Origin of the sequence: Achromobacter spanius (genome assembly GCF_003994415.1) — a bacterium.
GTDB lineage: Bacteria > Pseudomonadota > Gammaproteobacteria > Burkholderiales > Burkholderiaceae_B > Achromobacter > Achromobacter spanius_C.
Map to the genome: position 1 here is coordinate 5,622,602 of NZ_CP034689.1, position 18,803 is coordinate 5,641,404.

The 18,803-nt window shown below is 57.9% G+C and carries 18 protein-coding genes and 1 pseudogene; 12 read left to right on the forward strand and 7 right to left on the reverse strand.

The window, feature by feature from the left end; translation table 11 throughout:
* The first annotated feature begins 425 nt into the window (after positions 1–425).
* The 9 genes from ELS24_RS25735 (at position 426) to ELS24_RS25770 (ending at position 10,011) form a co-directional block, all read left to right on the forward strand.
* The gene (locus ELS24_RS25735; RefSeq protein WP_081397439.1) at positions 426–1,553 is read left to right on the forward strand and encodes an efflux RND transporter periplasmic adaptor subunit; all 1,128 of its coding nucleotides are present in this window, start codon (positions 426–428) and stop codon (positions 1,551–1,553) included.
* Positions 1,553–4,636, forward strand: coding sequence for an efflux RND transporter permease subunit (locus ELS24_RS25740; RefSeq protein WP_127185741.1), 3,084 nt, complete (start codon positions 1,553–1,555; stop codon positions 4,634–4,636). The genes ELS24_RS25735 and ELS24_RS25740 overlap by 1 nt, the downstream gene beginning before the upstream one ends.
* Positions 4,629–4,931, forward strand: a complete 303-nt coding sequence (locus ELS24_RS25745) for a DUF3240 family protein (RefSeq protein ID WP_076469030.1) — start codon at positions 4,629–4,631, stop codon at positions 4,929–4,931. The genes ELS24_RS25740 and ELS24_RS25745 overlap by 8 nt, the downstream gene beginning before the upstream one ends.
* Positions 4,928–6,169, forward strand: a complete 1,242-nt coding sequence (locus ELS24_RS25750) for a TolC family protein (protein ID WP_127185742.1) — start codon at positions 4,928–4,930, stop codon at positions 6,167–6,169. Before ELS24_RS25745 ends, ELS24_RS25750 begins: the two co-directional genes overlap by 4 nt.
* Before the next feature lie 59 nt (positions 6,170–6,228).
* Entirely contained in the window at positions 6,229–7,095 is an 867-nt protein-coding gene (locus tag ELS24_RS25755; RefSeq protein ID WP_240669386.1) for a glycosyltransferase, read from the forward strand.
* Positions 6,993–7,385: a glycosyltransferase gene (locus ELS24_RS31420; protein WP_240669577.1), complete on the forward strand. Its 393-nt coding sequence runs from the start codon at positions 6,993–6,995 to the stop codon at positions 7,383–7,385. Before ELS24_RS25755 ends, ELS24_RS31420 begins: the two co-directional genes overlap by 103 nt.
* A 141-nt stretch (positions 7,386–7,526) precedes the next feature.
* A complete protein-coding gene (locus ELS24_RS25760) occupies positions 7,527–7,856 on the forward strand; it encodes a hypothetical protein (protein ID WP_076469031.1) in 330 nt (109 codons plus the stop codon).
* Between the two features lie 98 nt (positions 7,857–7,954).
* A complete protein-coding gene (locus ELS24_RS25765; protein ID WP_127185743.1) occupies positions 7,955–8,647 on the forward strand; it encodes a heavy metal response regulator transcription factor in 693 nt (230 codons plus the stop codon).
* Complete coding sequence (locus ELS24_RS25770; protein WP_127185744.1) at positions 8,641–10,011, forward strand: heavy metal sensor histidine kinase; 1,371 nt, start codon at positions 8,641–8,643, stop codon at positions 10,009–10,011. The genes ELS24_RS25765 and ELS24_RS25770 overlap by 7 nt, the downstream gene beginning before the upstream one ends.
* Positions 10,012–10,372: 361 nt before the next feature.
* Here ELS24_RS25770 and ELS24_RS25780 read toward each other — a convergent pair whose 3' ends face one another.
* The 5 genes from ELS24_RS25780 to ELS24_RS25800 all read right to left on the reverse strand — a co-directional run bounded on the left by ELS24_RS25780 (position 10,373) and on the right by ELS24_RS25800 (position 13,694).
* Positions 10,373–10,660 carry a metal-sensing transcriptional repressor gene (locus ELS24_RS25780; protein WP_127185746.1) on the reverse strand — a complete coding sequence of 96 codons (288 nt, stop codon included), beginning with the start codon at positions 10,658–10,660 and terminating at the stop codon, positions 10,373–10,375.
* A gap of 91 nt (positions 10,661–10,751) precedes the next feature.
* Entirely contained in the window at positions 10,752–11,432 is a 681-nt protein-coding gene (locus tag ELS24_RS31625; RefSeq protein WP_076469037.1) for a class I SAM-dependent methyltransferase, read from the reverse strand.
* Between the two features lie 167 nt (positions 11,433–11,599).
* The gene (locus ELS24_RS25790) at positions 11,600–12,391 is read right to left on the reverse strand and encodes a hypothetical protein (RefSeq protein ID WP_127185747.1); all 792 of its coding nucleotides are present in this window, start codon (positions 12,389–12,391) and stop codon (positions 11,600–11,602) included.
* Between the two features lie 19 nt (positions 12,392–12,410).
* Positions 12,411–13,148: a HupE/UreJ family protein gene (locus ELS24_RS25795; RefSeq protein WP_081397462.1), complete on the reverse strand. Its 738-nt coding sequence runs from the start codon at positions 13,146–13,148 to the stop codon at positions 12,411–12,413.
* Positions 13,149–13,193: 45 nt separating this feature from the next.
* Positions 13,194–13,694 carry a hypothetical protein gene (locus ELS24_RS25800; RefSeq protein WP_127185748.1) on the reverse strand — a complete coding sequence of 167 codons (501 nt, stop codon included), beginning with the start codon at positions 13,692–13,694 and terminating at the stop codon, positions 13,194–13,196.
* Positions 13,695–13,916: 222 nt separating this feature from the next.
* Between ELS24_RS25800 and ELS24_RS31800 the strand changes: the two genes are divergently transcribed.
* Positions 13,917–14,243 (forward strand): ATP-binding cassette domain-containing protein, encoded by a 327-nt coding sequence (locus tag ELS24_RS31800; protein ID WP_428839709.1) that lies wholly within the window; start codon positions 13,917–13,919, stop codon positions 14,241–14,243.
* A 1,150-nt stretch (positions 14,244–15,393) separates the two neighbouring features.
* Here the strand turns inward: ELS24_RS31800 and ELS24_RS25815 are convergent.
* Both ELS24_RS25815 and ELS24_RS25820 read right to left on the reverse strand, forming a co-directional pair.
* Positions 15,394–15,795: a type II toxin-antitoxin system MqsA family antitoxin gene (locus ELS24_RS25815; RefSeq protein ID WP_127185750.1), complete on the reverse strand. Its 402-nt coding sequence runs from the start codon at positions 15,793–15,795 to the stop codon at positions 15,394–15,396.
* Positions 15,796–15,797: 2 nt separating this feature from the next.
* Positions 15,798–16,086 (reverse strand): annotated as a pseudogene (locus ELS24_RS25820) (type II toxin-antitoxin system MqsR family toxin).
* 514 nt (positions 16,087–16,600) lie between these two features.
* Between ELS24_RS25820 and groES the strand changes: the two are divergent.
* Both groES and groL read left to right on the forward strand, forming a co-directional pair.
* The gene (gene groES / locus ELS24_RS25825) at positions 16,601–16,888 is read left to right on the forward strand and encodes a co-chaperone GroES (protein ID WP_006221616.1); all 288 of its coding nucleotides are present in this window, start codon (positions 16,601–16,603) and stop codon (positions 16,886–16,888) included.
* A gap of 37 nt (positions 16,889–16,925) precedes the next feature.
* Positions 16,926–18,566 carry a chaperonin GroEL gene (gene groL, locus ELS24_RS25830; RefSeq protein WP_104142010.1) on the forward strand — a complete coding sequence of 547 codons (1,641 nt, stop codon included), beginning with the start codon at positions 16,926–16,928 and terminating at the stop codon, positions 18,564–18,566.
* The last annotated feature ends 237 nt before the right edge of the window (positions 18,567–18,803 follow it).

Genomic DNA, 18,803 nt, shown 5'->3' on the forward strand with positions numbered 1-18,803 from the left:
TACTGCTGTTTGCCGCAATGCTGGCGAGCACGGTACTGCTCGGCTGGGGAACAGGTTGGGTCGCTCATAGCGACAGTCATGGAGAGACTCTTGTGGTCTCGGACGCCGAGCGTCATGCCGGCGACGAGGCGGCGCCGGGTCAGCTTACCGACACGCAGCATCAGCTTCTACATGAAGCGTCTCACCATCCCTTTGGCCTTGTGCCAGCAGTTGCACAAACGCTTCTTCTACCCCACCTAACGGCGCACCCTTCTCTGGCACGACCCCAGGTGCCAAGCTTGGCCATTGCGCCGCCGCTGCGTCCTCCTCGCAGCGCACTCCCCCTCTGATTTTCATGCCCGCAAAGGGCTGATTGTTCAATTCGCTCGCGGCGACAAGAAGCCGCGCGAGCGTTGCTGCGCCTGTCTGGCGCCTTAGAGAGTCTCATGAAAAACCTATCGGCCACGGCGCGCTGCCGCGCTCGCTTGTGCCTTGTCGGCTGCCTGTTCGTGTATTCGGCCGCATTCGCGGCAGATCGACCGGCCGCTTTTGTTGTCGCGGACGACCAGATTGCCGCACTCGGGATCACGTTATTGCCGTTGTCCTCGGCTTCACCGCAGGTTAAGACGGCTTATCCCGCTAAAGTCGTGATGCCGCCGAATGCCGACCGGGTCATCAGTTCGCCAGTTTCAGGTCTGCTTACACAGATCCTCGCCCTGCCCGGCCAAGCGGTAGACGAAGGAACGCCGCTCCTCACCGTCGCGAGCAGCGAATACGGCCAACTGCAGCTCGACATGATCCAGAACCAGGCCAAGACGTCGCTCGCGCGCCAGAATTTCCAGCGCGAACGTAGCCTGTATGCCGAGGGCATCATTCCGCAACGACGGGTGCAGGAAGCTAACGCCGCCCTTCGTGAGGCAGAGGCGGCTCTGCTTCAAGCTCAGGCTGCATTGCGCTTGACTGGCATGACAGTGTCCGAGATACAAAGCCTTGAGAAATCGGCCGCGCCCCAATCCACGTTGACGGTCCGCGCCGGCCACAAGGGCGTAGTCAACGCGATCACCGCGCGTCCGGGCCAACGGATCGACACGACATCGCCCCTTGCAGAAATCTCCAGCACCGAAACCCTTTGGCTGCAGATTCAAGTACCAGCGACGGAGCTCGTGTCGTGGACGGAAGGTTCACAAGTGACCGTCCAAGGGCGTGAAGTAACGGCCCGCCTTATCAGCAGCGCAGCAATCGTAGACGCCGGGTCGCAGACCGTTACCGTGCGCGCTGAAGTGGAAAAATCGGCCACGCCCCTACGCCCTGGCGAGATCCTGAGCGCGGAGCTTGCATCGAGCGAAGGACCGAAAGGATGGAGTATTCCACTTGCTGGCATCGCGCATGACGGAAAGAACGCCTATGTCTTTGTTCGAAGCAAGGACGGCTTTGAAGCTCGCCCAGTCCAATTGCTGGCCAGCGCGGGGAACGTTACGCGAGTGTCCGGTGCCCTGAAGGATGGCGATCAGATAGCGACAGCAGGCGTCGTCGCCTTGAAGGGCGCTTGGTTGAAGAACGGGGAGAAGGAGTGATGCTCCAACGCCTAGTTCAGTTTTCGCTCTCGCAGCGGCTCTTTATCCTGATCTTGGTCGCGATCCTCTCCGGAGCCGGTTGGTATGCGTACCGAGGGCTGCCTATCGACGCCTTTCCTGACGTATCGAGTACTCAGGTAAAGGTGATCATGAAAGCCGCGGGCATGACACCAGAGGAGGTCGAAAACCGCATCGCAGTACCCATTGAAGTGGAGATGCTTGGCATACCAAACACGCGCATCCTGCGGTCGGTGACCAAGTACGGGTTGGTTGACGTGACGATCGATTTCGAGGACGGCACCGATATTTATTGGGCGCGGCAGCAGGTCAGTGAGCGGCTTGGAGGGATTCTAGAGAATCTTCCGCCGGGCATCGAAGGTGGCATGGCCCCAATCACAACCCCCTTAGGTGAAATGTTCATGTTCACCGTCGAGGGCGACTCCCTAACGCTCGCAGAGCGACGGAGCTTATTGGATTGGGTGATCCGTCCTGCACTTCGCTCAGTGCCTGGTGTAGCGGACATCAACGCACTCGGTGGCGTAGTACGCGCTTTCGAAATCGTGCCGGACGCCCTGCGCATGGCCGCGGCTGGTGTCACAACTGAGCAGTTACGCGACGCCGTCTCCGCCAACAACCGCAACGACGGCGCCGGACGCCTGGGCGAAGGCGGCGAGGTACTGCTAGTTCGAAGCGAAGGAAATGTTCGAGATTTAGACGACCTCCGTGCAATTGTCGTGCCTTCGGAAAACGGCAAATCCTTGCGTCTGGGAGATCTCGCCGAAGTCAAAGTGGGAACCGTCACACGATACGGCGTGGTCACGCAAGACGGAAAGGGTGAGGCCGTGCAGGGTCTGGTTTTAGGACTTGCCGGCGCCAATGCGCAACGTGTAGTCGAAGGCGTCCAGGCAAAACTGGCAGAGCTTCAGCCGACCCTCCCTGCTGGAGTGACGATCAAGCCATTCTATGACCGCGCACTGCTAGTCGATCGAGCGGTGGGAGCCGTCTCGAAAGCGTTGCTCGAAGCCACCGCGCTGGTGATCGTGCTGCTTGGCGCGTTTCTTGGGAACCTGCGCGCCGCGCTTACCGTCGCCTTGGTATTGCCGCTGGCAGCATTAAGCACCTTCATCCTCATGCGTTTTTTCGGCATGTCCGCCAACTTAATGAGCTTGGGGGGCCTGGCGATCGCCATCGGCATGTTGGTAGATGCCGCAGTCGTGGTAGTTGAGAACATCGTCCAACGCATCGCCAGTGACCCCACTGCAGGAAAGGTCCCGCGACTCCATACGATCTATCGAGCGGTGAGAGAGGTTTCCGTTCCGGTGACCGCCGGCATTCTCATCATCATCACGGTGTTTCTCCCGTTACTGACGCTACAAGGCCTCGAAGGAAAGTTCTTCGTACCTGTCGCGATCTCCATCGTATTTGCACTCGCAGGATCGCTGGTTCTGTCGCTCACCGTAATTCCCGTTCTGTCCTCCTACCTGTTGAAAGAGGTCAGCCATCACGAGCCTTGGCTACCCCGCAAACTGCTTAGCTTGTATGAGCCCACTCTTGAGTGGGTAATGAAGCGACAGAAACTCGTTGCCGGTTGCGCAATCGCAATGTTGCTCGGCGCCGCAGTCATCTACACCCAGGTCGGCAAGACGTTTATGCCGACGATGGATGAAGGTGACCTGATTGTCGGTATCGAGAAGCTTCCCTCCATCAGCCTTGAAGAAAGCGCCCAGCTGGATATGCGCATTCATCAAGCCCTGATGGGCTCGATACCTGAAATCAGGGGCATCGTGGCTCGTGCGGGGTCCGACGAGATTGGGCTTGATCCCATGGGTTTGAACCAGACCGACACGTACCTTCTTCTCAAGCCGCGGGAGGAGTGGCGTATGGGCAGCAAGGAAGCGCTCATGGATGAAATTCGCAAGGTCTTGGACCCCATGCCCGGCATCGAATACAGCTTCACGCAGCCGATCGAAATGCGCGTATCCGAAATGATCATCGGCGTTCGCGGAGACCTCGCCGTCAAGATCTATGGGCCCGACCTGGATGAGCTCAACCGCTACGCTCAAGAAGTCGAGTCGGTACTGAAAACGGTTCCCGGGAACCAAGACGTTTACACGGTTCAAAACGACGGCGTGCAGTATCTGCAGGTGAAGGTAGATCGGGTGCAAGCCGGTCAGTTTGGACTATCGGTCGAGGCGATTCAGGACGCGCTTCGCGCTCAGATAGAAGGCCAACGTGCGGGCGAAGCGATCGAAGGCAACCGTCGAACTCCAATCGTCGTCCGCGGTCCAGAAAGCACCCGAATGTCCCCCGCCGAGTTTGCGGCCATGCGCCTAACCACGCCAGATGGCAGAACGGTGCCTTTGTCGACGCTCGCCAAATTGGAACGCGAAGCCGGGCCAGTCAAGATTGATCGCGAAATGGGTAGCCGATATAGCGTCGTGATCGCCAACGTCGGCGGCCGCGACCTGGTCGGATTCGTTGAAGAGGCCAAGGCGCTGGTGGCCAGCAAAGTTGCGTTGCCGACCGGCTATCGGATTTCCTGGGGCGGGCAGTTTGAAAATCAGCAGCGCGCGGCGGCTCGACTCACGGTTGTTGTTCCCGTAGCCCTGGGCATGATCTTCATTCTGCTGTTCTCAACGTTCAGGTCCGTGCGGCAGTCATTGCTCATCTTGAGCAACATACCGTTCGCTCTCGTAGGCGGCATCGTAGCGCTCTGGCTTACCGGCGAATACCTGTCGGTGCCCGCGTCTGTGGGTTTCATTGCGCTTCTTGGGATCACCGTACTCAACGGCGTCGTTCTCGTCAGCTACTTCAACCAGTTGAGGCTGGAAGGTCTTTCTTTGCGGGAAGTGGTAGTACAGGGAGCCAAACGACGTCTGCGGCCAGTTCTGATGACGGCCTCGATCACCGCCTTCGGGCTCATTCCCCTGTTGTTTGCGACTGGCCCTGGATCTGAGATTCAGCGCCCTCTGGCCATCGTCGTCATCGGCGGCTTGATTACCGCCACAGCGCTCACCCTCTTACTCCTTCCGATTCTCTACCTGCGCTTCGCATTCAGCAAGCGAGGAGACGCCAATGTTTGAAACTTGCCTCACCATTCTCTGCACGCCTTCAGTCGAAGAAGGCATACAGGATCTTCTTCTCGTGATGGAGCCGTCGCCCGTATTCATCCGCCAAACAGCGGCCGCGCATGGAGTCGCTTTTGGCGCGCTGAGCCAGGCGGAACAGGTCTTGGGACGCGCGGCGGCCGTAGAGATCCGGGTGTTGTGCGACCACCAGCAGGCGGACGAGATTGAAGAACGGCTTAGCGCCACATTCGGAAAATCGGGATTGCTCATGTGGCGCACCGCGGTTGCTCAGTCCGGAGGGCAGAAATGATAAAGCCTTATATTTTTGCCGCTGTACTCGTCGCAACGATGCCTGCGCAAGCGAAATCGCCAGCGCAACCAGACGTCAAAATGCCGGACACTATGCAGGTCCGCGAGCTGCTTAACAAGGATCCGGCAGTAGCCGCGGCGATCGCGAATTTACGTGTTGCCCGCAGCGCGGCCGGAATTCTTGAGGATTCTCCCTATGAGTGGACACCATCCGTTAGCGCGCAGCGCCGCAATGTGAACACCGGAGAACACTACAACGAATGGAACATCGGTGTGGACAGAGGGATTCGTCTTCCCGGGAAAGCGAACGCGGATCGGGAGCTCGCCGGCGGCGTGCTCAGCGAGGCTCGAGCCAAGTACCGAGCACAAATACACAACTCCGCCACTGAGCTGATGAGGCTCTGGGTCGACTGGCTGCACGCTGAAGCGGCAAATCGCCTTGCCCAGACCAACTATGAGACCGTGCAAAAAAGTGTGCAGGCTGTCGAAAGGCGTGTGAAGGCCGGCGACGCCTCTCGACTGGACTTGGGATTGGCGCAAGCCGAGCTGGCAGATCAAAACCGACAACGTAGCCAGGCCGCCATGCTTGGCGATATTGCGTGGTCCCGCCTGTCCATGCGCTTTCCAGGCATTGAGCGCAAACCGACCGAACTGCCCCTACCTGAAAAATTGCCGCAAGATGATGTCGAGCTTCGGACTCGAATCATCGACGCAAGCGAGGATCTTCAGATTGTCCAGACTCAATTGGCCCAATCCCAAGCGGCTGCGGCCCGAGCGCGAGCCGAACGCGTTCCCGATCCAACCGTAGGTCTATATACCGCCTCCGAACGCGGCGGCGCCGAACGTTATTGGGGTGTGCGCGTCAGCATACCTATCCCCGGAGGCGCGCGGATAAAGCGTGCCGATCAAGCGGCGGCCAGCGCGGATGTTTCGTATCAAGGACTTGAACTCAAGCGTCGCCAACTCGACGTCGAAGCATCAAGCGACATCGCTGCGGCCCGCGGGACTTTGTTGACCGCCGAAGTCGCTCGCCAGAACGCGGAAATGCTATTGAAGAATGCCGCGTTGATGCAGCGCGCATACAGCCTCGGCGAGGTCGACCTGCAGAGCCTGCTGATCGCGAAACGTCAGGACACCGGAGCGACTGCCAGCGCATTGGCGGCCCAAGCCGAGGCGTTGAAAGCGGCCTACAAGCTGAAGATAGATGCGCATCTGATCTGGGATCTCGACAAAGACTGAGCCTCCAAGCGCCGTCGCTTCCTAGAGGAGCGCGGCGAAGGACTCATTCCAGGAAAATCATGATGAAGATTCTCTATACAAACTTTCATGTCGGGCCCCACGTCAGCGGTCACGCCATTTACATCTCTCGCCTGGCGCAAAACCTGGTCGGGCACCACTCTATCAGTGTGGCCGCGCCACCAGGGTGCGCACTTTTACGACTTGCGGCGGATATTCCGGATGTCAGAACTTACCCCATAGATTTTTCATCTCGTCTATACCGGATGCCCGCTCCGGCAAGAAAATTGCGTGCCTTGCTCGAACGCGAGAATTTCGATGTGGTGCACGTTAACGGATCCGCTGATCACAAGCTTGTTATCTTGGCGTCTCTCTTTTTGAAGCAACGACCAAAGATAGTTTTTACGAAGCACAACGATCAGCCCATATCTGCGCTGAGCGCGCGCATCCGCACATGGTTAGGCACCGATCACGTGATTGCAGTATGCGATCACGTCCGCAGGAAGCTCGCAAAGACGGCATACGCGAACGCCGGCATATCCACGGTATTCAACGGCGTCGATACGACAACCTTTCGCCCCTCTAGCGCGGAGGAGAAAAGCGGCATGAGAGCGCGCTACTTCGGCAAAGAGCTAGCCGGCCGCATCGTGCTGGGAAGTAATGCAGGGACGGGCGAGTACAAGAGCTGGATGGACATGGTCCGCGCTGTTGCCCGCCTGCCTCTGGCAGTGCGAGAGGGCTTCCATGTAGCGGTCGCAGGGGCCCTATATCCAGCGCTGACCTCGCGGAAATACGAGGGCTGGGCATGGAAGGTCGTTTCAGCTATGTGGGGATACTGGACGACGTCAGGCCGTTCATTTCGGCGATCGATGTGGGCTTTGTTCTATCGCACCGGGTGGAGACTATCTCTTTCGCATGTCGTGAAATGATGGCCTGCGGAAAGCCCGTCATCGTCACTGAGTACGCCGGCCTACCAGAGAACATTACCCGCGGCATCGACGGCTGGGTGGTCCCACCACGGTCCCCGGATTCAATCGCAACCTTGCTTGCCCAGATCGCAGACCGGGCATTCAACCTCTTTGACATGGGCGTCGCAGCGCGAAGAAAGGCTGAAGCCAAATTCGATCAGGTGGACTTTATCCACGGCACCCAACGTGTCTATGTGGAACTGGTTTTTCCCGCCCCAAGAAGGCACGAACTGAGCGGCGCGGGTGGATAGTGAAATTCGACTATGGACAGCGATGCTTGCGCAAATGTAATGTCGCCGCCAGCAAATTGCCGGGGTCAACTTCTTAAAGTAGTCATAGCCCGAAAGCACCCGAGGGCGACCATACGCAACCCTGACCTAGAAGGACACCCCATGAAAATCCGCCACGTCGCAGCGCTATTGATCCTTGGTGCCACCACCACATTTGTTCAGGCGGCTCCCTGGCACATAGAGAATACGGAAATTGGCTATGTCACTCACACTGGCGAGTCGGCGCCAGGAAAGTCGGCAGATGAGGTACATCAAGAACTGCTGGCGGCGAAATCCGACAAGCGAGAGTGGTACTTTAAGAATCTGAACATCGCGAAACCCGCATGGACGCAAAAGTCAACGAAGACCCGCGCACAAGTTATTCAGGAAATGGAAGACATGTCACCGGAAGAAAAGGCCTGGCTCAAAGAGGTCTACACCCCCGGATCGTGATGTAGCTGGGCATTGTGGGCCCGCCGAGATCCCGGTCTAAGCGCCACATGCCTTAGTGTGCGGGCAACTGCGAGCCTACCCGCATAGGAGCGCTGAATATGAAGATACTAGTCGTCGAGAACGAGACAAAACTGGCTGACTACTTGCGCCGTGCATTGCAGGAAAACGGCCACGTAGTCGAATGTTCGTACGATGGCATCAATGGGCTCCACCTGGCCTTGGAATTGGAGTTCGATGTCATCCTTCTCGACTGGATGCTTCCAGGCATCGACGGCATTGAGCTACTGCGCTGCCTGAGGCAGCGCAAGCAAACGCCGGTATTGATTCTAACGGCGCGCGCTGACGTCGAAGACAGGGTGGCGGGACTGCACGAAGGCGCGGATGACTATCTTTCCAAGCCGTTTTCGCTATCCGAGCTTTTAGCCCGAGTGTTTGCGCTTGGTCGCCGGGCTTCCGGACAAGCTTCCCCCGCCCCACTTTCCAGCCGACTGGAGGTTGCAGATTTGAATCTCGACCTTCTTTCAAGAAAAGCCATGCGGGCCGGACGCCGTCTTGATCTCACCTCAAAAGAGTTCGCCTTACTGGCGCTATTGATGCGACGCCAGGGGGAGGTACTTTCAAGAATGACGTTAGCCGAGCAAGTTTGGGACATCAATTTCAAAAGCAACACGAATGTAGTAGAGGTCGCTATGCGACGCTTGCGCGCCAAGGTTGACGACCCTTTTCCAGAAAAGTTGCTGCACACAATGCGGGGTATGGGCTACATCTGCGAACACAGGAAAGGATGGTGAGCGCCGCGCCCAGCGCACCGCGCTCTTTAAGCGGACAGTTGTCTACGTGGCTGGCCTTGCAAACGTTCGTGGTCCTCAGCGTTGTCGGCATCGCGGTTTACACCATAGCAAACTGGAATTTGGCTTCGCGACAAGACGCGTTGCTGGAGCAAAAAGGTCAAGTTGTTCATCATCTTGTTAGCGAGCACGAAGCGAGCGGGAAAGACTATCAGGATTTGCAGCACAGCTTGACGGACCTTTTTTCTAAAAGCTCCGACTTCTTCCTCACGTTGAAGGTGGGAGATACCAAACTAAATTTCGGCAATCCCGTAGTAGCCCGTGAAAGCAATGCTCGCCAAGAAAGGACGTTGGACTTTCAGCTCCCAACTCTTCAGGGTTCCGGCGACGGCATTTCAGCGAGCCTTTCCATGGACGTGTCGTCTGACGCCAAGCTACGGACCGCCTTGGCATGGGCATTGTTGGTCTGTGCCCTCGGCGGAGCAGCAGTTGTTTCGGCTTGCACCGCGTTTGCCATCAACCGCAGCTTGGTTCCGCTAGAGGCGCTTGGGAGACAAGCGGAGGACATGGATGCCGATTCGTTGGGACAGCGCTTGAGCGGTGAAGGCCAGGCATTGGAGCTGCAGCCACTGATCGAACAATTCAATTCGCTGCTGCAACGGCTTGAAATTGCATACCTACAGCTAGAGTCGTTCAATATGGACGTCGCGCACGAACTGCGCACTCCCCTGGCAACGCTGGTGGGCAATCTGGAACTTTCGCTGACCCAGCAGTTGGACGTACTCGCCTTCCGGGAGGTGGTCGCATCCAGTTTAGAAGATGCGCAGCATATGGCGGAGGTCGTGAACGACATGCTCTTTCTCTCACGCGCAGACCGGGGCGTCCAAGCCCGGCGTTCGCAGGTGGAGAGCGTCGCACGCGCTCTGGAAGAAGTGGTGGCATATCACGAGGCGGAGGCCGCCGAAAGCGAAGTAATAGTACAGGTGACAGGCGAAGCACAAGCAGCGGTCGACAGGAAGCTTCTGCAGAGAGCGGTCTCTAATTTGCTCTCGAATGCACTGCGTTATGCGAATCGCGGCTCGACAGTCGAAGTGAATATCTGCGATAGCCCCTGCCTCACCGTGCGGGTCGTGAACGAAGGAGAGTCGATTCCGGCCGCAGATCTCCCTATGCTATTTCACCGTTTCTACCGCGCCGATAGTTCTCGCAGAGATCAACAACAACACCACGGTCTGGGGCTTGCAATCGTCGCTGCGATTGCCCGAATGCACGGCGGGCGTAGTTTCGCCAGCTGCCAAGGAAACTTGGTCTCCATCGGATTCGCGCTTCCGGGCGATTCAACCATAAGCATCCGAAATGCCATATAGGGCCCTCCTTCCTCGAGAACCAAAATTGCCAATGGACTTGAAAATATGACGCGAACTCTCTTCTTGTGCGCGTGCGCAGCGGTCTTGTCCGCGTGCACGAGCGCCCAAACTGGAACGTCGGGCCTAAGCCGAATAGAGGTGCGGGCTGATGTAGCGATGTGGCAGCGCTCAGGCATGGACCGCTTCTACCGCGGCCGGGGGCCAATCGATGTCTTCAGCCCGGCGTATCGCCGTAGCTATGCGGAGTACCAGCGCCTGAAAAGTGGCCCGGAGTATCAGGCTGAAGTAGAAAGACTACGGGCGGAAGCCGCCTCGAAAGTCACAGACTAAGTCACGGAAGCGGCGACATGGGGCTGTAGGCCTACAGGTACTTCGTGATTTCCTTGAATTCGTCGATCGTACGCTGACTCTCCGCACTGACCGTCCCAATCGCACTCTCAAGACAGTGATCGATGTGATCCTGTATCAGCACCTTTTTTGCCTGAGAAATCGCCTTCTCCACAGCATGCAGCTGCTGGGCCAGTTCTAAACAGGACCTACCATCTTCCATCATCTGCAAAATGCTGCGCAGATGGCCGTCGGCTCGCTTTAACCGCTTGGAGACCGCATCTTGATGATGGTGTGGCTGTAGGGGGCTTGCTTTGCTCATGATGGAAGCATCATACACAGAAACATGCTGGAGCATTTGGTGCCAGCGCTCCCTCCCCAGATAAGCGCGACACGCCTGGACTCTCACTCTTTTACAGACGAGCGCCTTCGGGACAGCCGGCAGCGAGGCCGCCTCGTGTCACATAGGTTCGCTTGGCTATTCGGTAAACGGACGCTGGGGGGAGATTACGAGCCACAAAGCTGACCAGACTGAAAGATAGTTCGAATTTGTCGAGAACCGATTGCGAGACGGGGCAACGAAATCCATAGGTGAACAAATACAAAGCACCCTGAGGCACCATGACATCAAAGACCGTCCGAAGAACTCGCTCGTGCTCTAGACCGCTCATGTTCAGCAATGGCAAGCCGCAGACCGTGGTCGAAACTTCTTTGAGCTCGGGATACTGGACCGGACATAAATCCTGAGCAAGCACTTGAAGTACGGTAGCGGCAGGGAACTGGACCTTCAGCCCTTGGCTCAAGGTAGCGTCCCGCTCTACCAAGATGAGCCTTGCCGGCGAGACACCTTTCCGCAGGATCTCTCGGGTGAACACGCCTGTGCCGCATCCAAGCTCCAGGACTCTCCCGGGCCCCGGCTGCACCGACGCTGTTATCGCAGCGGCAAGCGCAGCGCTTGAAGGCAGTACGGCGCCCATTGATAGAGGATTAGAGACCAATGCGGAGAGGAATTCCTTCGTTTCTGTCAACCAGGTAGCTAATGGGTTCCTAGACTGCGCGGAGATTGGGCGCGCCTGAGAGCGGCGAGAGTTCATGAATGGGATTTCCGATTGATTGTGGCCCCTGCCACAACCGGAGAACAAAATGGTGCGGCGCTTTCGGGCAGATATACGGCCACGGCCGGCCTAGGCGGGCAGAGGCGAATGGCGGCGAAGTGGCGGACGGGAAACGGCAAATTTCCCGCCCGCCGGTAGACTGCCAGTTAAAGAACGCGTCGAATTTCCGCGTAGTCCCCATTGGTCTTTAGAGTGACGGTCAATGTGGCGCCGTTCCGATTGCGCCAGAACCAGCCATGGTTTCCGTCGAAAGCAGCTTCCAGTACACCGTCATCAGCGTCCACGCCCCGCCCCTTTTCGTAGCTGATGGACTTTCCTTTGGTGTCTCCGTGCGTATCGAAGTTGACCGATCCGCCTTTCGATGCCCAGCTGAATTTGGCCTGTGCGCCTTCCTTCATGACGAGCTTGATTTCCGCGCCCTGTCCGGGCGCGAGCTGGAAGGACACTTCGTCAGATCGTCCCGCCATTTTTTTGGAGGCAGCGGCTCCCGATGATGCGGTTACAGCTGGCGGCGTAGTCGATACGGGCTGCGTGTTCGCCGGCACAGTTGGGGCAGGCTTCACAGGCGTTGCTGGCGCGTCTGAAGCCCCCGGAGCAGCAAGACCTGCTGCCGTTGCATTCGGGATGGCACCACGAACGAGCAGAGTCTCTATGCGCTCGAGCCGATTCAAAACAGCCTTTTGATCGGCTCCGCCGGAAGCGCTTGCGCCATCGCTGGCCGCGTCAGCGGCGGCTTCCGCAGCCAACTGAGTCTTGATCTGGCCCATTTCTGTCAGACCCAACAGGCGCCCGATGCGAGTGGGATCTATACCGTATTCAGACGGAAGCACGATGGTGACCAACAGGAATGCGGCGCTGACGGCAGCAATAAACGTGGACCGTTTTAGTTGCGCGGACGTTGGCAGTTCTTCGCGCGTGGGCTTATCGGTGTTGTACATGTCAGGGAATCCTTGAATTTCAGGCCACAAACAGGCCGGTAAGTTGGTAGCCAATCAGGACGAATCCAGCACACATCATCACGACGTTGGCAGAGTACGCGTGGCGGAAGAAGCTGTCGGTCCGACGCCAGTAGCCCATGACGATGAGAATCGCGGACAGGGCGAGCAATTGGCCGATTTCGACACCGACGTTAAACGCAAGCAGGTTTGGCACCAGCCCGTCTGGCGAGATGTTGTATTCGATGATCTTTGACGACAGCCCGAAGCCATGGAAGAAGCCAAATATCAATGTGGCTGCCTTCGTATTGGGCTGGAAGCCCAACCATCGTTGAAAGGCTCCCATGTTGTCGAGCGCCTTGTACACGACGGATAGCCCAATGATCGCGTCAATGACGTAGCTGTTGATGCCCACGTTGAAGTACACGCCCAACAACATCGTCGTGGAGTGTCCAAGGGCAAACAGACTGACGTAAAGGCCAATGTGCTTGAGCCGATACAGGAAGAAGATGACGCCAAGCAGGAAGAGGATATGGTCATAGCCCGTGACCATGTGCTTGGCACCCAGGTAGATGAACGACATCAGGTGAACGCCTGAAATCTCCTGGATGTACCCCTTATCTCCTTCTGCCACGGCGTGGCCAAACGCGGCTCCGCTTAGAAGGGAAAGGGCGAAAAAAAGCAGTAGGGATGAGACGAGCAGGTGGCCGCGTGTTGCGCGCGCAAGCGTCTGCCCGTATCGATGAGCGATAGCGGTCATGCGAGTATCCATTAGTCGATGAGTTTGGCCGCTGATGCGGCACGATTACAGGGCGACTACGGGTCTCGGTGGACGGTCTAGCAAAAATGGGGTGTGCGAAAGCGGCAAGCCAACCCGGCGGGTCTGCCATGATCGCTGGCGATAGGTGAGCGGCGCTGATGAAGAAGCAACCAAACCCGTTGCGTCGTGCGAATGATCGGCCTGGTTGTGGCCGTGCGAGTGCTTTGCATCCGGGTTTCCCGCTTGTGAAGCGGTCAATGTCGGGTCGTCATGTTCGTGCACGTGACCATGCAGTCCGCCTTCGACGCCCCAGCCCGACTGGCCAGCAACCGCAGCGAATAGTTGATCCGGTGCGCTGGTGGTCGGGAGTACGAACACAATCATCGCGATGAACGCGATGACGTGTCGGATAAGGCGTAGATGAAACGGCAAAAGTGTCAATGACGCGATGGTCGAGCTGTAGTGGTCCAGACTAGGCGCGCCCGCGCGGGGCGTTGCACCAACCGCCGAATTATATCCTCCCCCACAGGATTTGACGAACTGCAAGGGATGTCTGCTCCGCGGCGCGAAAGGGATCACATATGCGAACATAAAACATGTTATATCATTGCAAATATTTGGTGCCTGTCACCTAGCTATGACCACAGAACCGGCGAACATTTGATGGCCCGCATCTGCCTTGATTTCCTTGACCTGACACTAGGTTATAGCGGCAAGCCTGTCGTCGATCACGTCAATGGAACCTTACAAACCGGGTCTCTGACTGCGATGGTTGGCCCAAACGGGGCAGGAAAGTCGACCCTCCTGAAAGGTATCGCAGGCATTCTCCGCCCCATCTACGGCAAATGCACAACCCGCGAAGCCACCCGGATCACATACTTACCGCAAGAAGCCGAGCTTGATCGCTCATTCCCAGCACGTGTAATCGTTCCGGTGTCGCTCGGCCTATGGCCGCGCTGCGGTTTTGTAGGTGGTACGTTGTACTCAGGCACCCTCACCGACGCCTCAGGCCCCGCAGCCAGCTACATCGACATGATGCGACACAACGTTGCCACTATCCAGGCAGCGGCCCTCGGGACGAACGCGCGCCCATGACTAGCGCACGCGGTAGCCGCGCAAGCGGGCAGCCCCTCCAGGACATTAATGAGGTCTAGACCCTGCGGTTCGGTGCGACCGGCATCTTTGGGATACCGGTCGGTACATGTGGCCTGCCTATCTGGATAGGACAGGGTGGGAGCTGCGCTCCTTACGGAACTAAACGTTCTTCGGCTGATCTATTCAGCCTTCAGTAAGAACTGATCGACCAACATTAGGATGCATCGCCATGTTAGGAATCGGAATTGCTTTGGCAATATTGGTCGGCGTATGCTTTTACGCTGCGCTTAGCTCGCGCAGAGCCGGATGTGACCGTCGCGACTCGTTGGTAATGGCGGGAATTGGGGGGCCTCTCCGCTGGAGGGAGCCTCCATTTCCTCATATGAGGTCGTTCTCCGGTAGCCGTTAAAAGCCCACACTTAGGTTCGGAAGAACTTTACGTTTTCTGAACCTCACTAATTCACAGCGCACAAAAGCGGATCCCGCGAATGGTGCCTACCACCGCAGCGTCGATCTCATGCCCGATGATCGCAGAGCGCGGATGTGGCTGCGGACCAGCTCCCCGTCTGAGGTGCTAACTCCTTCGCATGCTAGGGGCCCGCCCGCCCTGCGAATACGACATGTCCGGCTAGTGGCCGCTTCGGGTCGTCATCGGCCGGTCAACAAGGACGGCTCTCGGCCAATAGCGGGCGCTATTCGACCTGAAGCTGCCGTTGATACGTCGCTCAATATCAATCCAAAGCAGCCAGATTTTGTGTCGAGCAGTATAGATTTCAGCCAGCTATTGAGGTTTCTCGCGGTGAGCAGTGCTGGCGAGACATTGTTCGATGAACTCGAGCTTCTGGCCGAGCTCTATAGCGCGCTGTTCCAGTGCAATCAACGCTGCTTGATGCTTGATTTGCACGTCTGCTGGAGCCTTGGCGAGCGCAACCGCCTTTCTCGGGCTTCTCTCAATTTTTTCTTTCCTCGGCAAAGTGCCGCAGCCCGGATTCCTTTTTCCTTGCAGGAAAGGGTTGACCCCTCCAGGCTTCCACGCCCCAATGCAGCTGTGTTGGCTCTTGAGGCAAAAAAGCGAAGCGCCGATGTAGGCGGGCGGTTCTCGAAAACTTCTCTTGCTTGGCGAAGCGCAGAAAGGCGAATTTCGAGAAGGTCAGGCCGTCTTGACCTCATTGAGCAGCTCGGGGTGACGATCCAGCAGCTTAAACAGCTTGACCAAGGCCAGCGGCGGCTTGGTCTTGCCGTTTTCGTAGCGCGAGAACGCATTGATGCCGCCGCCGAAGATTTCGGCTGCCTCGCGTTGCCCGAGACCGAGCTTCTTTCGCACGCTAACGATGAAGCCAGGATCAACAATGGCCGCGTTCACATGCTTGTTGAACGCCTGCATTCCGCGCATGACGCGCTCAGTTTCGGCCATATCAGTGATGGATTCATCACACGCGGGGCAAAAGTCAGCCGTCACAGCAGGGATCACAGTAGTTTCGCCCTTGTAGGTGTAGGGCAGGTCGCGGGTGTCATGGATCAGTTCCGCCGTGCCGCAAACAGGACATTTCATGTTCAAAGCTTTTTGAAGGACACGATCAGCACGTCATCAATAACCGTCAGTTTCAGGTACACGTCGTCGCCTGCGTGCTGTGGCGGTACACGTCCTGTCATATCGTGTGATCAACGTGGGTGGTCATGCTCTTGTAGAAGTCGGCCGCGCGAGTGCCATCGCCACGGCCAGCATGTCGGAAAGTTCCAAGCCCAACGCAGTAGCGCCCTCTTTGGCCGAATGGGTTGCACGGACTTTGCCTGCCGGCACGAAGGCTTGACCACGGTCAGCCTGCTGCGGGGGGCCCTCCATATGCTCACCATAACCAACTTGGTTAGACTTGGCAACTAGGTTAGCGGCGGATTTCGGTAGGCCCGGCTTAGCACGCGTTCGGTTGCGCAAATCCGTTCCTTTCCCTTGAGGGAATGAGTTCTACCTGCCGGCGAGCGGTCGCTCGCCGGCCATCCGCCGTTTAGCAAGATTTAACCTCTCCCGCCTCAGAGTCGTTTGGTCTGCCAAGACCCTGCCCCTATCCATTCCCGTTTCGGGGGCGTGGTGTGCCACCCATGAATACGAGGCTTCCGCGCAAATGCGCCGCGGTGTTGGTTCTTAAGGCACAAAGAGTTCCAAACTCAATGACAGAAATTCCAAACTCAATGAAATTCGACAACAATCGGGCCACCCCTCAAATATGTAACAGCCGCCCTTCCCCCCCTTGAACCCTGGAACATCATCCCTATAATTAGCACTCGACACCGGTGAGTGCTAACAGCCCTCCCGGGGCTAACCGATCATTCACTTTCATTCAAGTAAACAGGAGTTCCTCATGGCCTTGCGTCCCCTGGGCGATCGCGTGATCGTCAAACGCCTCGAAAACGAGCGCAAGACTGCCTCGGGCATCGTCATCCCCGACAGCGCCGCTGAAAAGCCTGATCAAGGCGAAGTCGTGGCCGTCGGCCCCGGCAAGAAGACCGAAGACGGCAAGATCCTGCCGGTCGACCTGAAGGCTGGCGACAAGGTTCTGTTCGGCAAGTATGCCGGCCAGTCCGTGAAGGTTGATGGCGAAGAATTGCTCGTCATCCGCGAGGACGAAATCCTCGCCGTGGTTCAGTAAACCCCGCCTCAAACGAATTTTCGAAGGAAGCTAAGAAATGGCTGCCAAGCAAGTATTGTTCGGTGACGACGCCCGTGTGCGTATCGTCCGCGGCGTGAATGTTCTCGCCAACGCTGTTAAGACCACCCTGGGCCCCAAGGGCCGTAACGTCGTGCTGGAGCGCTCATTCGGCGCCCCGACCGTTACCAAGGACGGCGTGTCCGTCGCCAAGGAAATCGAACTGAAGGACAAGTTCGAGAACATCGGCGCACAACTGGTCAAGGACGTTGCCTCCAAGACCTCCGACAACGCCGGTGACGGCACCACGACCGCCACCGTGCTGGCTCAAGCCATCGTCATGGAAGGCCTGAAGTACGTTGCCGCCGGTTTCAACCCGATCGACCTGAAGCGCGGCATCGACAAGGCTGTCGCCGCCGCCGTGGCTGAACTGAAGAAGCAATCCAAGCCGGTCACGACCAGCAAGGAAATCGCTCAAGTCGGTTCCATCTCGGCCAACAGCGATGCCTCCATCGGCCAGATCATCGCTGACGCGATGGACAAGGTTGGCAAGGAAGGCGTCATCACCGTCGAAGACGGCAAGTCGCTGGAAAACGAGCTGGACGTCGTCGAAGGCATGCAATTCGACCGCGGCTACCTGTCGCCCTACTTCATCAACAGCCCGGAAAAGCAAGTTGCCGTGCTGGAAGATCCGTATGTCCTGATTTTCGACAAGAAGATCAGCAACATCCGTGACCTGCTGCCCGTGCTGGAGCAAGTTGCCAAGTCGAGCCGTCCGCTGCTGATCATCGCCGAAGACGTCGAAGGCGAAGCGCTGGCCACCCTGGTTGTGAACAACATCCGTGGCATCCTGAAGACCACCGCCGTCAAGGCGCCGGGCTTCGGCGACCGCCGCAAGGCCATGCTGGAAGACATCGCCATCCTGACGGGCGGCACGGTGATCTCCGAAGAAACCGGCATGTCGCTGGAAAAGGCCGGCCTGGCTGAACTGGGCCAAGCCAAGCGCATCGAAGTGGGCAAGGAAAACACCACGATCATCGACGGCGCTGGCGACAGCAAGTCGATCGAGGCTCGCGTCAAGCAAGTCCGTATCCAGATCGAAGAAGCCACGTCCGACTACGACCGTGAAAAGCTGCAAGAACGCGTGGCCAAGCTGGCCGGCGGCGTTGCCGTGATTCGCGTTGGCGCTGCCACCGAAGTCGAAATGAAGGAAAAGAAGGCTCGCGTCGAAGACGCCCTGCACGCTACCCGCGCCGCAGTGGAAGAAGGCGTTGTGGCTGGCGGCGGTGTTGCACTGCTGCGCGCCAAGCAAGCCATTGCTGAACTGAAGGGCGACACGCCTGACCAGAACGCCGGTATCAAGCTGATCCTGCGTGCTGTGGAAGAGCCGCTGCGCACCATCGTCACGAACGCCGGCGAAGAAGCCAGCGTCGTGGTCAGCAACGTGCTGAACGGCAAGGGCAACTACGGCTACAACGCCGCAACTGGCGAGTACACCGACCTGGTTGAGCAAGGCGTTCTGGATCCCACCAAGGTGACCCGTACCGCCCTGCAAAACGCTGCCTCGGTTGCCAGCCTGCTGCTGACGGCTGAAGCCGCCGTGGTCGAACTGGCCGAAGACAAGCCCGCTGCTCCGGCCATGCCGGGTGGCATGGGCGGCATGGGCGGCATGGACTTCTAAGTCCCGCTTTCCTTGCACGGCCTCCCCGGCGTCAAAGCCGGGGAATGCAGTATCTGAAAAACCCTCGGACCTTCGCCCCGGGGGTTTTTCTTTTTTGTCGGCCGCCAACGTGCACAGCGTGGCGGCCGCAGTGTTTTGCCTGTTGTGACCAGGGAGCGTCTACCCGCCCCCGCGCGCACACGTTTGCGCACAAACTCACGGTTTCCCCAGGGCACATGCGTCCCTACAATGAAGGCT

Coding starts and splice junctions, on each gene's coding strand:
- ELS24_RS25780 (WP_127185746.1), bottom strand. CDS start 10,660: ATGAGCAAAGCAAGCCCCCTACAGCCACACCATCATCAAGATGCGGTC.
- ELS24_RS25750 (WP_127185742.1), top strand. CDS start 4,928: ATGATAAAGCCTTATATTTTTGCCGCTGTACTCGTCGCAACGATGCCT.
- ELS24_RS31625 (WP_076469037.1), bottom strand. CDS start 11,432: ATGAACTCTCGCCGCTCTCAGGCGCGCCCAATCTCCGCGCAGTCTAGG.
- ELS24_RS25795 (WP_081397462.1), bottom strand. CDS start 13,148: ATGACCGCTATCGCTCATCGATACGGGCAGACGCTTGCGCGCGCAACA.
- ELS24_RS25790 (WP_127185747.1), bottom strand. CDS start 12,391: ATGTACAACACCGATAAGCCCACGCGCGAAGAACTGCCAACGTCCGCG.
- ELS24_RS25735 (WP_081397439.1), top strand. CDS start 426: ATGAAAAACCTATCGGCCACGGCGCGCTGCCGCGCTCGCTTGTGCCTT.
- ELS24_RS25740 (WP_127185741.1), top strand. CDS start 1,553: ATGCTCCAACGCCTAGTTCAGTTTTCGCTCTCGCAGCGGCTCTTTATC.
- ELS24_RS25765 (WP_127185743.1), top strand. CDS start 7,955: ATGAAGATACTAGTCGTCGAGAACGAGACAAAACTGGCTGACTACTTG.
- ELS24_RS25755 (WP_240669386.1), top strand. CDS start 6,229: ATGATGAAGATTCTCTATACAAACTTTCATGTCGGGCCCCACGTCAGC.
- groES (WP_006221616.1), top strand. CDS start 16,601: ATGGCCTTGCGTCCCCTGGGCGATCGCGTGATCGTCAAACGCCTCGAA.
- ELS24_RS25760 (WP_076469031.1), top strand. CDS start 7,527: ATGAAAATCCGCCACGTCGCAGCGCTATTGATCCTTGGTGCCACCACC.
- ELS24_RS25770 (WP_127185744.1), top strand. CDS start 8,641: ATGGTGAGCGCCGCGCCCAGCGCACCGCGCTCTTTAAGCGGACAGTTG.
- ELS24_RS25745 (WP_076469030.1), top strand. CDS start 4,629: ATGTTTGAAACTTGCCTCACCATTCTCTGCACGCCTTCAGTCGAAGAA.
- ELS24_RS31800 (WP_428839709.1), top strand. CDS start 13,917: ATGGTTGGCCCAAACGGGGCAGGAAAGTCGACCCTCCTGAAAGGTATC.
- groL (WP_104142010.1), top strand. CDS start 16,926: ATGGCTGCCAAGCAAGTATTGTTCGGTGACGACGCCCGTGTGCGTATC.
- ELS24_RS25815 (WP_127185750.1), bottom strand. CDS start 15,795: ATGAAATGTCCTGTTTGCGGCACGGCGGAACTGATCCATGACACCCGC.